The organism is Arthrobacter sp. 9E16 (assembly GCF_002929435.1).
In the GTDB taxonomy this organism is placed as follows: domain Bacteria; phylum Actinomycetota; class Actinomycetes; order Actinomycetales; family Micrococcaceae; genus Arthrobacter_B; species Arthrobacter_B sunyaminii.
Genome location: NZ_PJIU01000004.1, coordinates 1 through 14,337, shown reverse-complemented (window position 1 = coordinate 14,337; position 14,337 = coordinate 1). Strand labels below are relative to the sequence as shown.

Sequence of the window (14,337 nt, the reverse complement as noted above, 5' to 3'; positions counted from 1 at the left end):
ATGGCCTAACCGCGCGAGCAGTATCCACACTTTTCGGAATTATCCAAACGTCGTCATTCAAAAATCTTTGTAATCGAGAGGCGCAGCTGATGCATACGAAAACCAAACTGGCGCTCCCCATTGTCCTGGGGAGCCTGCTAACCCTGACCCTTGCAGGATGCTCCGCCGGGGCCGTAGAGACGGTCTCAGATACGCAGAAAGATGCCGCTATTGCCGAACTTGTACCGGCCAAAATCGCTGAGGCCGGTGTTCTGCGAGTAGCAACGACCGGGACGAACCCGCCGTTTGGTTCACTGGGTGAGGATGGAAAGACCTTCGTGGGGTTTGAGCCAGACCTAGCCCGAGAAATGGGAGCCTTGATGGGCTTGAAGGTCGAGTTTGTACAAACGTCGTTCGACGGCTTAATCCCGGGGTTGGCGTCCGGTTCTAGTGACATAGCGATGAACTCGATCGGCGATACAAAGGAGCGAGAGAAAGTCGTAGATTTCGTAACGTACTACCATAACGGTACCGATGCATTGGTGGCGGAGGGAAACCCTAAAGGGCTGAAGGCGGACGCCCTTTGCGGAGCCAAGGTCGGGGTACTGCGCGGCTCACTGCAGCAGAACAGTATGCTCCCGGAGCAAGCACAAAAGTGTATAGCCCAGGGGGAGACGCCTCCAACCGAGGCTGCTTACCCTGAAACTCCAGCCGCTCTGATGGCTCTGCAGAGTGGCCAAGTGGATGCGGTACTAGCCGACATCCCAGACCTTGTTGTCGCCGATAAGGCGAACCCCGACGCATTTCAGATTGCTGGTCCATCGTTCAAGAATCCGAATCCCGGTGGAGTAGCCCTCCCTAAAGGTAGCGAGCTTTCGGAGGCAATTCACGCCTCAATTAAGAAGTTGATGGAGGACGGGACCTACGACGATTTTCTAGAGAAGAACGACCTCAGCCACATCAAAGTCGAGGAATCAGTGATTAACGGAGCGCAGAGCTAGTGGCCGGCACCACCATCCAACACGAGAGTTCCTCAACCACAAGTTCAGATGCGCAGGTATCAGACATGACCGTAGTGCCTGTGCGCCACTACGGCCGGTGGGCTGTTGCTGCAGCGTCCCTCCTGACTCTCGGCTTGCTTGTAGCATCCATGATCAGCAACCCGAACTACCGCTGGGACGTGGTATTCACGTACTTCTTTTCCCCGCGTATCCTCGAGGGGCTCCGGAACACCCTCGTACTAACCGTGGTTGCGATGCTGATTGGTGTCGCCTTAGGAGTGATCATCGCTCTGCTCCGACAGTCACCCAACCCCGTGCTGTCAAAACTAGCCGGGTTGTACATCTGGTTTTTCCGCGGCACACCACTCTTTGTTCAGTTGTTGTTCTGGGGTTATATTGCAGCACTATATCCATCGGTATCCCTGGGAATTCCCTTCACTGAAATCCAATTCTATTCCGCGGATACGAATACCCTAATGACACCATGGCTGGCCGCGGTGCTGGGGTTGAGTCTCAACGAGAGCGCATACATGGCTGAGATCGTCCGAGGCGGCATAAATTCGATAGATCCGGGGCAGCGCGAGGCCGGGCAGGCCATTGGCATGAGCAAGGCCCAAATCATGAAACGAATAATGCTGCCGCAGGCGATGCGAGTGATTCTTCCCCCTACCGGCAATAATGTCATCTCGATGCTGAAAACCACATCGGTCGTCAGCGTTCTTGCCTTCCCAGAATTGCTCTATTCGGCGCAGCTAATTTACGCCGTAAACTACCTGACTATCCCACTATTGATCGTCGCCTCTATCTGGTACCTGATCGTAACCACCATCCTCAGTGTCGGACAGCATTATTTGGAACAACACTTTGAACAGGGACACCGGAACTCGTCATCCAGACCGACGCTACTTCAGAAATTGAGCCGCTCAAGCGAAAGGAACAAACGCCTTGTCTGACACCGTTCCCATGGTCGACCTCCGGGGAGTTCGCAAATCCTTCGGATCGGTTGAAGTGCTCAAAGGCATCGATTTGATCGTTCCGGAAGGCCAACTTACCTGCCTGATCGGCCCTTCAGGATCCGGGAAATCGACGCTACTCCGGTGCATTAACCACATTGAACGCTTGTCGGGTGGACACATATACGTCGACGCCCAGCTCATCGGTTACACAGCGCGGGCTGGCAAGCTATATGAAATGCGCGAAAAGCAAGTTGCTCGCCAGCGCCAAGACATCGGCATGGTCTTCCAAGGATTCAACTTGTTTCCACACATGACCGTGGAACAGAACATCATCGAGGGCCCGATCAGGGTACGTGGTGTCTCCGCCGAGGTAGCCAAAACCGAGGCTTTGGCCCTACTGGAACGTGTGGGGCTCGCAGAAAAACGCACCGCTTACCCCAACCAACTTAGCGGCGGACAGAAACAACGGGTGGCTATAGCCCGTGCCCTCGCCATGCATCCGAAGGTAATGCTCTTCGACGAACCCACCTCTGCACTTGACCCAGAATTGGTCGGTGAGGTGCTGCAAGCCATGAAAGACCTTGCTCAAAGCGGCATGACGATGATCGTGGTTACCCACGAAATCGCCTTCGCTAAGGAAGTTGCCGACCATGTGGTCTTCATGGCGGAGGGCAAGCTTGTTGAGCAAGGTCCGCCGGAGCACGTTTTGGTTAATCCCCAGCATCCCCGGACGCAGGCCTTCTTACGCCGAGTAACCGCCGAAAACAGAGCCGAGACTGAGGCATCAAAATCAGGAGTCGAAGGAACAACTCAAGAGGGAGCGGTACCGGCATGAAAATCGTTGTCGTAGGAGCAGGCGTGATCGGGCTTTCTATCGCGGCCGAACTTGGCCTCTCAGGAGCCGATGTCGTTGTTCTTGAAGCCGCTGGCCCAGGCTCCGGCACTTCTGCCACCTCATATGCGTGGGCAAATTCAAACGGCAAAGACCCAAATCCCTATTTTGAGCTCAATCTCGCCGGGTTGGAGCAAATGCATGCACAGGGCACCGGCAGCACCTGGTTCATTCCATCAGGACATGTGGAATGGGCTAGTGACGACGACCATGTAACCAGTCTGACGGCACGGGTAAACCGTCTGCTTGAGCGCAACTATCCCGCCGAGTGGATTACCCCGGCTCGCGCGCGCCAGCTCAGCCCAGCTCTGCGCATCCCTGACACCGCTGACACGATTGCATGGTTCCCTACGGAAGGCTATATACATCCCGCCCTCTATGTGGTGGAACTGTATCGACGAGCCACCGATGCTGGAGCCCGAATACAAACGCATACCCGCGTGGTGCGCATAGACCCTCACGGGTCCGGTGCCGTGGTCCATACGAATGACGGAAATGCGATAGAGGCTGACGTCGTCGTCAGCTGCGTCGGACGGTGGACCGAGGAAGTGACCGAAATGATGGGGACGCGAGTTCCCATGGTGGACACCACGGAGGTCGGAGGCCCCGGCGTGGGCTTCCTCGCCACCACCGCGCCAATTCCCGTTGACCACCCATTGCTGTTGAGCACTTCTGAACTAAATGTTCGCCCAGCTGGTGGCGGACGTTTCCAGCTGCAGTCGACTGTCTTGGATGCTACGGCCGATCCCTCCCAGTCCTATGGACTGGACGCCGTCGTCGCTCAGGAACTGCGGGAACGCTTTGCTCGCCGTTTCTCTAACGCCGAGGATGCCCGCATTGAGTCCTTCAAGGTGGGACAGCGGGCCATGCCCGCAGACGGAAAAACTGTTATTGGGCATCTTGCAAATAACCCCGCTCACTACGTAGTGGCCACGCACAGCGGCGTCACCATGTCACTGGCACTGGGGCAGTGGGTAACCCGTGAAGTGATCAATGAGGAGCGAGTGGACCTGCTTCAACACTTCCGGCCGGAACGCCTGTTGGATACTAATGCGACCTTCACGGCGCCTGTGCCACGATTGCCGGGACAGCAATAGAAACTGACTGAATTCGGGCTGTTAATCATTAGCTGGCCGGGGGCGATAGATACCGACAGAACGCGGGACAGTGCGTCAAAGCTTACTTCAGCTATTTCTCCGATCCTCTCAGCTACATACGAGGGAGGATTGGGTGCACACAGACAAGGAATATTTTGTATGAGCCATGACGAAACCGCTGCAGAGTCGCCCCCGGCCTTCGTTCTTCCCCTTGCGCGGCGGACGGTTGATGGGGCGCGGATGGTGGAAACCTTCCGAGCCCTTGTCGAACCGATAGCCCGTGCCCTGCCGGCATCAACCGAGGTGGTGGTACATGACCTTAGTCTTGTACCTCACTCTATTGTGGCCATTTATGGCAACGTAACGGGTCGTAAGATCGGTGACCCACCCTCCGACGTGTTGCTTCAACAGGCCCGGCACGGGTTCGAAGACTACAACCTCAACTACGAATCTACGCTGCCCGACGGACGGCGCATGCGTTCCTCCACGATGCTGGTAAGGGATATTGACGGGAATCCCGCCGCTGCCTTGTGTATCCATACAGATCTTTCGCCATGGCTGGCCATCGAACAACTAGCTGCACAGATGGCCGCCGGCTCCGGGACGGTTCAGCACAAGGATGGAGAGGTCTTCACCCAAGATGTGGATGAGCTGGCAGCGCATCTGGTCCACAAGGCAATCGCCGATACCGGAATCCCCCTAGATCAGATGCGCAAGAAGCATAAGGTTGCCGTGGTGCGGACGTTGCAAGATCGCGGGGTGTTCCTCCTTCGAGATGCCGTTGAAATGGTGTCTGAGGCTTTGGGCGTCACGAAATTCACGATTTACAATTATTTGAACGAACTTCCGAAAACATAGAGTTTTTCATCTCAACGGCCCGCACGCTAGGTATGCGCCAGGCGCCCCGCTCCTACTGACCCACCCCGCTCCTCCACCCGGCTAAAATCGAGGAGGCCCGTTTTTCCCCACCGCACGGGCGGAAAGCGCAGAATGTCCTTCATCGAGAACGCCGTCGCCCGCTGGGCCGAACTGCAGCGGCTCCAGGCCTCCCCCGGCTGGAAACTGACCAACGCCAACGCCTGGGTCCCGGCGCTCTTCCGCGAAGCCTTCACCCGCACCCGCCCGCGGGTTCCGCTGGACGACTTCCACGCCATGACGGACAGCTTCCTGAACCGGCTCCGCATGGACGGCGTATCCCTGCGCGAAGACTGGACCGGCCGGAACTACGCCGATGACTGGGTGGCCCGCCGCTTCCTGGCCCGGCCCCGCGCCGACGGGAAGTTCGTCTACGAACTCACCGAATCCTCCGCCCGCTTCCTCTCCTACTTGGACGGCTACACCAGCGACAAAACCTCGCTGAACTCCTCCCGCCTGGCCACCCTGCTGGACCGGGTGGAAAACCTAGCGCAGGAATCCAACCCGGACCCGGCCGCACGCATCGCCGTGCTTAAGGAAGAGGTCGCCCGCCGCGAGGAAATGATCCGCGCCCTGGAATCCGGGGAGGCTCCCCCGCCGCTGCCGGAGGACACCGCCGTCGAAGCCGCCCGCGACATCCTGGACCTGGCCGCCGCCCTGCCCGCCGACTTCAAACGCATGCGCGACGGCCTGGAAAAGATGCTGCACAACCTGCGCCAGGAAATGGTGGAATCCAACGCCGCCAAGGGCCTGACCATGGGCGAAATCCTCGAAGCGGACAAAAAGCTGCGCAGCACCGCCGAAGGCCGCACCTACGAGGGGTTTACCGCCTTCCTGAACGACGCCGACCAGCAGGCCCGCTTCCGCGCCGCCATCGCCGAGGTCCTGGAACGAGACTTCGCCGACAACCTCACCCCCGAGGACCGGCAGAGCCTGTACCGGCTGATTTCCGACATGCGCGACCAGGCCACCGAAATCCACCGCATCTACGGCCGGCTCTCCGAATCCATGCACACCTACGTGCAGAGCGACGAGTACCGCGAATCCGTCCAGCTGCGCCAGCTCATCCGCGCCGCCGAAGCCGCCATCCACAAGGCTCCGCGCGGACGCCGCCGCGCCGCCGTCGTGCCCGCGCCGCAGCTGTACGGGTCGGGCTTTGAGTCCCTCAGCATGGTCCGGGTCTACAACCCCGAAGACCACGCTGCCCCGCGCACCCTGCCCGAACCGCCGCAGTTCACCGAGGCGGACATCCACCGCTCGGCCCGCACCCCGCGCGCGGACCGGCGGGTGCTGGCCGACGCCGTCTCCAGAGCGACGGCGAAACGCCCCAGCGCCACGGTGGCCCAGGTGTTCGAACAGCTGCCGCCCGAGCACCGGCACCTGAACAGTATCCGTGCCCTCCTCGCCGGCGGCTCGGCTGCCGGCGACACCCTTGAATCCGTTACCTTTACCCAGATCGACGGCAGCGAGCGCACCGCGCTGCTGCCCGCCGTCGCCGTCGCGAAAGCCCCCGAAAAATGAGCGAGACCACCCACGCCGCCCCGGACGAGAACGTCTTGGAGGAGATCAGCCCGGAAAACCCGGAGCTGGAAGCAGAAGACACCGAGGACACCGACGCCCCGCGCGATCTGCTCGTCGACGGCCCGGAACTGTTCCCCGGCGACACCGGCACCCTGCCGCTGAAGCTGCGCCAGGCCCTGATCCGGCTGCTGCGCGGCCCGTACCTGGACGCCACCTCGTCCGACAACGTGTACGAGACCGTGGTGGACAACCAGGAGCAGCTGCGCGTGCGGCTGAGCGAACTGTTCCTGACCCTGGTCATTGACGAGGACCGCAAGGTCGCCCTGCTGCGCCCGGTGGAAATGGCCGAGCCGCACACCTCCGCCCTGCAGCGCCAGCGCGAAATGACCCGCGAGGAAACCCTGCTGCTGCTGCGCCTGCGGCTGATCCTGGACCGGCACACCGGCACCGGGAACGAGGCCACCATCGCCCGGCAGGACATCCTCGAGGTGCTCGAGGCCTACGTGGACCCGGGCCAGCGCGACGCGAAATCCGTAGAGGACACCGCGGACGCCGCCATCCGCAAGCTCGTCCAGGACCGCCGCCTGCTGATCCCCACCGAGCTGGACAACGTCTGGGTCATCTCCCCCGCCCTGCCGCTGGCCCTGCCCTACAGCCAGATCGGCGACATCGTCACCTTTATGAACACCCTTTCCGGGGACGCGGGGGACGACACAGCGGACGACGGCGCGGCCACCCTGGATCTGGACGGCACCGACACTGTGCCTGAGAACGCTGAACCCGCCACGAACGACGGCGAGGAGCCGGCATGAGCATCGAAACCACCCTCCCCATGGGAGACCTGATCAACCCCGGCCAGAACCGGCTCTCCTCCGTGCAGATCGTGAACTGGGGAACCTTCGACGGCGCGCACACCATCAAGGTGGACCGTGCCGGCACCCTGCTCACCGGCGATTCCGGCGTGGGCAAGTCCACCGTCTTTGACGCGATGCTGCTGGTGATGGACGCCCGCCCGAAGATGAACGAGGCTGCGCAGAACAACAACGGCACCAACGCCGAGGAAAAGCGCACCGCGTTCTCCTACATGCGCGGCAGGCTGGGCACGCAGGGAGCGGACGACGGCGCGGGCACCGCCTACCAGCGGCCCGGCGCCACCTGGTCCGCGGTTTGCCTGACTTTCGACAACGGGCTGGGCCAGATCACGTCCCTCTCCGTGGTGATGGATCTGCCGGCCACCGGCACCGAACACAACCTGGGCCGCTTCTACCTGGTGCACAACCGCCCGCTGGACCTCGCCGCCCTGCAGACCGGCATCCGCGGCCGCTTCACCAAGGGCAGCCTGGAGGCGCTGCTGCCCGGCGCCGCCGTGTTCGATTCGCACAAGACGTTCGCCGAACGCTACCGGCAGGCCCTGGGCGTGGAGGATGAAAAGGCCTTCAACCTGCTGCGCATCCTGCAGACCGGCAAGGGCCTGGGCGGCACGGTGAACGACTTCTTCCGCACCAACGTGCTGGACACCCCGCGCACCCTGACCGCCGCCGAGGAAGCGGTGGAGGACTTTAGCCACCTGCGCAGCATCCGCCGCCAGCTTGAACGTGCCCGGCAGCAGCGCGATCACCTGGCCTCCGTCCCCGAACTGCACACCCGCTACCGGCAGGCAGCGGACGCCCTCGCGCACAACCGGGCCCTGACCAAGGAAGGGTTGCCCGCCTACCGGCAACGCCTGGCCCTGGACGGCGCCCGCCGCACCGCCGAGAAGCTGGAAGCTGAAGCCGCGGCTGCCCGCGCGGAACTGTCCGCCGCGGAAGCCCGCCGGGCCACCCTGAAGGACCAGCGCGATGCCCTGAGCACCCGTTACGCAGAAGAGGGCGGCGGCGCCATCGCCACCCTGGAACGCGAACTCGCCGCCGCGGCCGCACAGCTGCGCTCCCGCGAAACCGTGGAGAACGCGTTCCGCGACGAGCTCACCGCGGCGGGGATCGACGTCGATTTCTCCCCCGCCGGGCTGGTCACCGCCCGCAGCCGGGCCGCGGACCTGATGAAGTCCCTGACGAAGGACCTGGACGCCGCCAAGGAGCGCAGCAGCAACGCGCACGGCGAGGCCTGGTCGCTGAAGGGGCAAATCGCCAAGCTGGAGAACGAGATCGGTTCCTTCCGCCGCCGCAAATCCAGCATCCGGCAGGAATCCCTGGACCAGCGGACCCGCATCTGTGCCGCCACCGGCATCGACGAGGCGGACATGCCCTTCGCCGCGGAGCTGATCGACCTGCCCGCCGAGCACGCCCAGTGGCGTCCGGCCGCCGAGCGCACCCTGCGCTCCCTGGCCACCGCTCTGCTGGTGCCCGGCGAGCACATGGCCGCCGTTACCCGCTTCCTGAGCGAGAACGACATGCAGGGCTACGTGCGCTGCATCGACGTCTCCGTGCCGCTGGACGGCCCCGCAGAGCCCGGACCCGATGACCTGATCACCAAGCTCGTCACCCACGATTCCGCCATGGGCGACTGGGTGCGCCGGAAAATCACCGCGCACTACGACTTCGTGTGCGTGGAGGACCCGGCAGGGCTGGCCGGCGTCGCCAAGGGCGTGAGCCTAGGCGGTGCGGTCAAGCGCAACCGCAGCACCACGGAAAAGGATGACCGGCACACCAAGGCCTCGGACAACGTCCTGGGCTTTGACAACAAGGACACCGTCGCGGCGCTCGGCAATGAACTGCTGGCTTTGCGCGCCGTCTTCGAGGAGGCGGACACCGTCTCCCAGCAGCACGCGCGGGAACAGGATGAGATTGTCCGCCGGCTGGCCGCGGTGCGCCGCGTGCTCGACGACGGCCGCACCTGGGAGGAGCTGTCCGCGGAGGCCGCCCGCGCCGCCGTCGCGCAGGCCACCGACCGGCTGGAGTCGGCCCGGGATGCCAACGAGGACCTGGAGCAAATCCGCTTTGAGCTGGACACCGCCGAGCTGGACCTGACCGCCGCCACGGAGCGGGTGGGCGGACTGAAGCAGAACACGGCCCGGCTGAACGCGGACCTGGCCGCCGCCGTCGAACGCCGCACCGCGCTCTCCGCCAAGGCGCCCGACAACCTCTCCGAGGGGCTGCGCACCGCGCTGGCGAACCTGTTTGCTCCGTTCGGGGACCTGACCGACGCCGCCGCGCTGAAGGAAGCCGCCGGGGAGGTTGAACGGTCCCTGATCACCGAGCAAAGCCGGCTGGAGAAGACCCTGCTGGAAACCCGCGCGAAGCTGGAGCGGACCTTCGAAACGTACTCCGACAAGTGGGGCTCAGACTTCGGCACCTCCGTGGAGGCTGCCGGCGCCTACGAGGACCGGTTCGAAGGCATCATCACCGAGGGCCTGCCGCAGCGCGAGGCAGAGTTCCGCGAATACTTCAACAACCGCACCTACGAGCGCTTCAGCGACCTTTTGCAGCTGCTCGATGAGGAGCGCCGGAGCATCTCCTCCCGGCTGCTGCCCTTGAACTCCGTGCTGCGACGGGTGGAATACCACGCGGGCAGCCACCTGGAGATCGAGGTGGCCACCACCGTTCCCGACGCCGCGTACAAGTTCCGCACCGAGCTGAAGAACGCGCTGCCCATGATGGGGCGGCGGCAGGACAAGGCGGAGATGGACGCCCGCTACGCGGCCCTGGAGACGCTGGTGGACCGGTTGAAGGATCCGGAGGAGAAGCGCTGGCGGGCCGAGGTGCTGGATGTCCGCTCGCACGTGACCATCACCTGCAACCACCGCCTCGCCAACGGCCACACGTACACCAACCTGCAGGCGTCGCTGATGTCCGGCGGCGAGGGCCAGCGGTTCACGGCGTTCATCATGGCCTCCGCGCTGGCCTACCAGCTGGGCATCGTGTCCCAGGGGTTCAGCACCTACGGCACGGTGATGATGGATGAGGCGTTCGTGAAGTCCTCGCTGTCCTTCGCGGAAGCGTCCATCAATGCGCTGCACGAGTTCGGCTTCCAGCTGCTGCTCGCCGCCCCGGAGGACAAGGTGGACCTGTCCAGGTTCCTGGGTTCGGTCACCGAGATCCTGCGTGACGACGTCACCAACCGTTCCGGCGTGCTGGAGCGCGGGCTGGGCAATTCCCGGTCGGTCGACATTCAGCTGCGCTAGGTCCCGGGGGTCCCGGGTTCGGTTGGCCGGGTCCTCTGATCCGGAGAGGTGCCCCTTGCCGGGCACCTCCCAGCCGCCGGGGCCATACTGGGACGATGGGCACGCTTCTTTCTTCCTGGCGCCGGCAGCTGGTCGGCACCTTCAGCAACAATGCCGAGACCATCCCGGAATGGGAACTGGAACTCGCCAACGGCACTGACCGCGGCTATTACGGACCGGACTCCGCAGTGTGGGCGGTCCACGGATCGATGACGACGATCGTCGCCGGCATCCGTGCCCTGCTCCTGCAGGCGCTGCACCCCGGCGCGATGGCCGGCGTGCGCGATTATTCCAACTACAAGGAAGATCCGCTCGGCCGGCTCGCGGGCACCATCCGCTGGATTTTCACCGTCACCTACGGGGATACGCCGGCGGCACGCGGCGCATCAAACTGGGTGCTGCGGCTGCATGAACGGGTTACGGGCACCTACGAGGATGCCGCCGGCGTCGAACGGCCCTACTCGGCAAACGATCCCGAGCTGGCCCGCTGGGTCCACCTCGCCTTTACGGATGCGTTCCTGACCTCTCACATGGAGTTTGGCGGGTCCATACCCGGCGGCCCGGATGCCTACGTGGCCGAGTGGGCCACCGCCGGTGAACTGATGCGCATCGACAGCCCGCCCCGGGACCTGGCCGGGCTCAGGAAGCAGATGGCCGCCTTCGACCCTGAGCTGCGCTCCAGCCCCACGGTCCATGAAGTGGTGCGCTTCCTGCGCCACCCTCCCCTGCCGAAGAACCAGCTCATCGGCTACCGGGTCCTGTTCGCCGGCGCCGTCGCCTCCCTGGAACCGCGGCACCGCGAACTGCTCGGCCTCCGCGAACCTCGATTGGGGCCCATCAAGCTGCCGGTGCACGGCCCGGTGAGACTGGTGCTGCGCGTCATCCAATTCGGGCTCGGAAACATGGGCCCGTCCGAACGCTCAGCCCGCGAGCGACTTGCCCGCTTGGCCCAGCAGCAGGACTGAGCGGCGGGAAGCCAGTCAGGACTCGAAATAGTGCCGCACCGGCCGATTTCGTCTTGAAGGCCGGCCCGGCATCGGATGTACTGTTCGCACACACGCGGGTGGCGTGATCCCGCGGCAATCCTGGAGGCGGGCATGGCACAGGCACACGTCATCAAACCACTCACCCCGGAGACCTTTCCGGCGTGGCTGGCCCTCGCGCAGAAGCACAACGGAGTGTGGGGCGGGTGCTACTGCTCGTACTTCCACGGCGACACGCAGGACACCGTCAAGAATGAGTACGAGGGGCCTACCTTCAAGCAGCGGCTCGTGGCCGAAGGTGCAGCTCACGCGGCACTGGTGTTCGACGGCGACGCGGCGATTGCCTGGTGCCAGTACGGCAGTCCGGACGAGCTGCCGGGGATCTACCACCGCAAGCAGTATGACGCGGGCGAAACGAGACCGGCGCCGTGGCGCATCACGTGCTTTTTCGTCGACCGGGACCACCGGCGCTCCGGGGTGGCGCGGGAGGCACTGGACGGTGCGCTTGAGCTGATCGCCCGGGCCGGCGGCGGCGAGGTGGTCTCGTTCCCCAACGAACTCGTCCCAGGCAAGAGAACCTCATCCTCGTTCCTCCACAACGGCACGAGGGCCATGTTCGAGAAGGCCGGATTCACCTTCGAGCGGCACATCGGCAAGCGCAAGACCGTCATGCGTATTAACATCGAGCCACGGTAACCGGCGTCGCCCCGGGGTCACCGGCACCGTCCTGTGAGTCACAGGCCAAGCTGATCAAGATCACAGGAACCGGGCGGAAAGCCCCCTTCCAATCCCCCCGGCCCCGGTGGAACCATTTAAAGGACAGCAACTCCCAACCCGTATCCGGCGCGCATCGGCGCGCGCTCCCCATGCAGGAAAGGAACTATGCACAAAGCTGTACCGTCACTGATCATCGCCGGCCTGCTGGTAAGCGGCGGCGTCGTGTCCTGCGGGACCTCCGGAGAGTCTTCCTCCCCCGATACCTCAGTGAGCGCCTCTGCTTCCCCCTCCCCGGAAGTCACCGTACCGGCGGACCAAATGGACCAGCTGGTTCCCGCGGACGCCCGGGCCATTACGAACCCGGCGGACCCGCAGGCCACGCTGGTCCTCTTCACTGATTACCAGTGCCCTTACTGCGCCATGATGGATCCCTTGATCCAGCAGGCCAAGGCCGACTACGGAGACGACGTCCGTATCGTCGTCCGGAACTACCCGCTCCCCAAGCACAAGAACGCCGAGCCGTCCGCCCGCGCCGTCGAAGCCGCTGCGGAGCAGGGCAAGTTGGAGGAAATGGCCGCCAAGGTCTTCGAACACCAGGAGGACTGGAAGAACGAGTCCAACGTGGAGGAAATCTTCACCGGCTACGCCGAGGAGCTGGGGCTGGACATCGAGCAGTTCCAGTCCGACTACTCCTCCGACGCCATCAAGGAGCGAGTGGCCCGGGATCTGCAGGATGCCCAGGACCTTGAGGTACCCGGCACACCCACGCTGTATCTCGACGGAACGGCAGTGCAGCTGGAAACCGGGGCCTACAGCGAAATCCAGAAGCCTCTGGATGACGCACTCGGAAAATAGTACTTGCGCCTGCTAGGCGGCCCGCACACCCGGCTGGACCGGCGCGAACGCCGCCCAGACAAAGAACCACCCCGGTCCAAGGGACCGGGGTGGTTCTTATTGGCGGAGGATGGGGGATTTGAACCCCCGAGGGCGTTAACCCAACACGCGTTCCAGGCGTGCGCCATAGGCCGCTAGGCGAATCCTCCAGGCTTTGCTCCCGAAGAAGCAGATATAAGACTACCCGACAAAGGGCCAAACCAACGAATCGGGGGATCAAGGCTTCACATCCGCCGCTGCCGCTCTTCTCCCCAAGAGCCGAAATACCAGATTGCCGACGACGATGGCGGCCCAGGACAAGGCGGCCGCAGTGGGGCTAATAAAGGCAATCGGTATGGAAAGCAGGAAGACCGCAGGCGTCACGGCGACGCGGCGCTGCGCGTAGGCCAGAAGCTGGGGGTCAATGTCGTCCTGAAACAATCCGCGGCGCCCGGCATAGACCCACAGCGTAGTGTTGGCCACCCCGATCAGCCCGAGGATCGTCGCGTAAATCACCACACCCAGCACCTGGTCGCTGTAGAAGGCCATCATGTCGGCGGCATAGCCGATAAGCCCGACCATCAGGAGCAGCCCCAGGTTGAGGCGCTGCAGGACGACTGTATATCCGGACAGCAGCCGGAAAAGCCGGTGGTGGCTGAGCCAGTACGCGGCGGTCACCACGAAGGACAGCAGGTAGGCGGCAAATTCCGGACCCTGCTCGACGACGGCCCGGCCCAGCTCATCGCCGGCCACCCGCGGAACCTTGATATCCACGGCCAGCAGGGTCATGGCAATGGCAAACACTGCATCACTGAAGAAAGCGGTGCGCTCTACGTCCGCACCGGAATTAACCCGCTGGGCGAACGCTTCGTTCATGCTCTTGATGGACACACAGCCAGTGTGGCGGATTGCACCCACTGCGTCACCCCAGGGGCCCGCCGGAGGTCCAGCTGACTGGTTGTTGGTTAAACAAGTAAGGCCCCGCCGATGGCGGGGCCTTACTCTCTCTACCGAAATATTGTCCGGCGGTGACCTACTCTCCCACACCCTCCCGGATGCAGTACCATCGGCGCAGTGGGTCTTAGCTTCCGGGTTCGGAATGGGACCGGGCGTTTCCCCCACGCTATGACCGCCGTAACCCTACCACCCACACCACCAGCCAAACTGCTCCTGGTGGAGGGGAAAACAATGGGTCACAACCAAACACGTTCAACCGTGCCTGTCATGAAAAAGTATCCACGCGT

General features: G+C 63.3%; 12 protein-coding genes, 1 tRNA gene and 1 rRNA gene. 11 read left to right on the top strand and 3 right to left on the bottom strand.

The genetic code is table 11. The features are described from left to right. Positions 1–89 precede the first annotated feature (89 nt). From CXR00_RS15825 to CXR00_RS15775, 11 genes are all read left to right on the top strand, one after another. Positions 90–980 carry an ABC transporter substrate-binding protein gene (locus tag CXR00_RS15825; RefSeq protein WP_104055639.1) on the top strand — a complete coding sequence of 297 codons (891 nt, stop codon included), beginning with the start codon at positions 90–92 and terminating at the stop codon, positions 978–980. Continuing rightward, on the top strand, positions 980–1,933 hold the full coding sequence (locus CXR00_RS15820; protein ID WP_219816036.1) for an amino acid ABC transporter permease: 954 nt from the start codon (positions 980–982) through the stop codon (positions 1,931–1,933). Before CXR00_RS15825 ends, CXR00_RS15820 begins: the two co-directional genes overlap by 1 nt. A gap of 10 nt (positions 1,934–1,943) precedes the next feature. Continuing rightward, complete coding sequence (locus CXR00_RS15815) at positions 1,944–2,771, top strand: amino acid ABC transporter ATP-binding protein (RefSeq protein ID WP_104055637.1); 828 nt, start codon at positions 1,944–1,946, stop codon at positions 2,769–2,771. Continuing rightward, a complete protein-coding gene (locus tag CXR00_RS15810; RefSeq protein WP_104055635.1) occupies positions 2,768–3,925 on the top strand; it encodes an FAD-binding oxidoreductase in 1,158 nt (385 codons plus the stop codon). The genes CXR00_RS15815 and CXR00_RS15810 overlap by 4 nt, the downstream gene beginning before the upstream one ends. Positions 3,926–4,084: 159 nt before the next feature. Next, complete coding sequence (locus tag CXR00_RS15805) at positions 4,085–4,783, top strand: transcriptional regulator (RefSeq protein ID WP_104055633.1); 699 nt, start codon at positions 4,085–4,087, stop codon at positions 4,781–4,783. Between the two features lie 132 nt (positions 4,784–4,915). After that, positions 4,916–6,361, top strand: a complete 1,446-nt coding sequence (locus CXR00_RS15800) for a DUF3375 domain-containing protein (protein ID WP_104055631.1) — start codon at positions 4,916–4,918, stop codon at positions 6,359–6,361. After that, a complete protein-coding gene (locus CXR00_RS15795) occupies positions 6,358–7,173 on the top strand; it encodes a DUF4194 domain-containing protein (RefSeq protein ID WP_104055628.1) in 816 nt (271 codons plus the stop codon). Before CXR00_RS15800 ends, CXR00_RS15795 begins: the two co-directional genes overlap by 4 nt. Beyond that, on the top strand, positions 7,170–10,481 hold the full coding sequence (locus CXR00_RS15790; protein WP_104055626.1) for an ATP-binding protein: 3,312 nt from the start codon (positions 7,170–7,172) through the stop codon (positions 10,479–10,481). The genes CXR00_RS15795 and CXR00_RS15790 overlap by 4 nt, the downstream gene beginning before the upstream one ends. A gap of 95 nt (positions 10,482–10,576) precedes the next feature. Next, positions 10,577–11,485: an oxygenase MpaB family protein gene (locus CXR00_RS15785; RefSeq protein ID WP_104055623.1), complete on the top strand. Its 909-nt coding sequence runs from the start codon at positions 10,577–10,579 to the stop codon at positions 11,483–11,485. A 132-nt stretch (positions 11,486–11,617) separates the two neighbouring features. Then, the gene (locus CXR00_RS15780; protein WP_104055620.1) at positions 11,618–12,199 is read left to right on the top strand and encodes a GNAT family N-acetyltransferase; all 582 of its coding nucleotides are present in this window, start codon (positions 11,618–11,620) and stop codon (positions 12,197–12,199) included. Between the two features lie 186 nt (positions 12,200–12,385). Further along, positions 12,386–13,075: a thioredoxin domain-containing protein gene (locus tag CXR00_RS15775; RefSeq protein ID WP_104055618.1), complete on the top strand. Its 690-nt coding sequence runs from the start codon at positions 12,386–12,388 to the stop codon at positions 13,073–13,075. Between the two features lie 100 nt (positions 13,076–13,175). Here the strand turns inward: CXR00_RS15775 and CXR00_RS15770 are convergent. From CXR00_RS15770 to rrf, 3 genes are all read right to left on the bottom strand, one after another. Then, positions 13,176–13,263, bottom strand: a tRNA-Ser gene (locus CXR00_RS15770). 67 nt (positions 13,264–13,330) lie between these two features. Next, positions 13,331–13,984 carry a TMEM175 family protein gene (locus tag CXR00_RS15765; RefSeq protein WP_104055616.1) on the bottom strand — a complete coding sequence of 218 codons (654 nt, stop codon included), beginning with the start codon at positions 13,982–13,984 and terminating at the stop codon, positions 13,331–13,333. Between the two features lie 129 nt (positions 13,985–14,113). Further along, a 5S ribosomal RNA gene (rrf, locus tag CXR00_RS15760) occupies positions 14,114–14,230 on the bottom strand. Between the last annotated feature and the right edge of the window lie 107 nt (positions 14,231–14,337).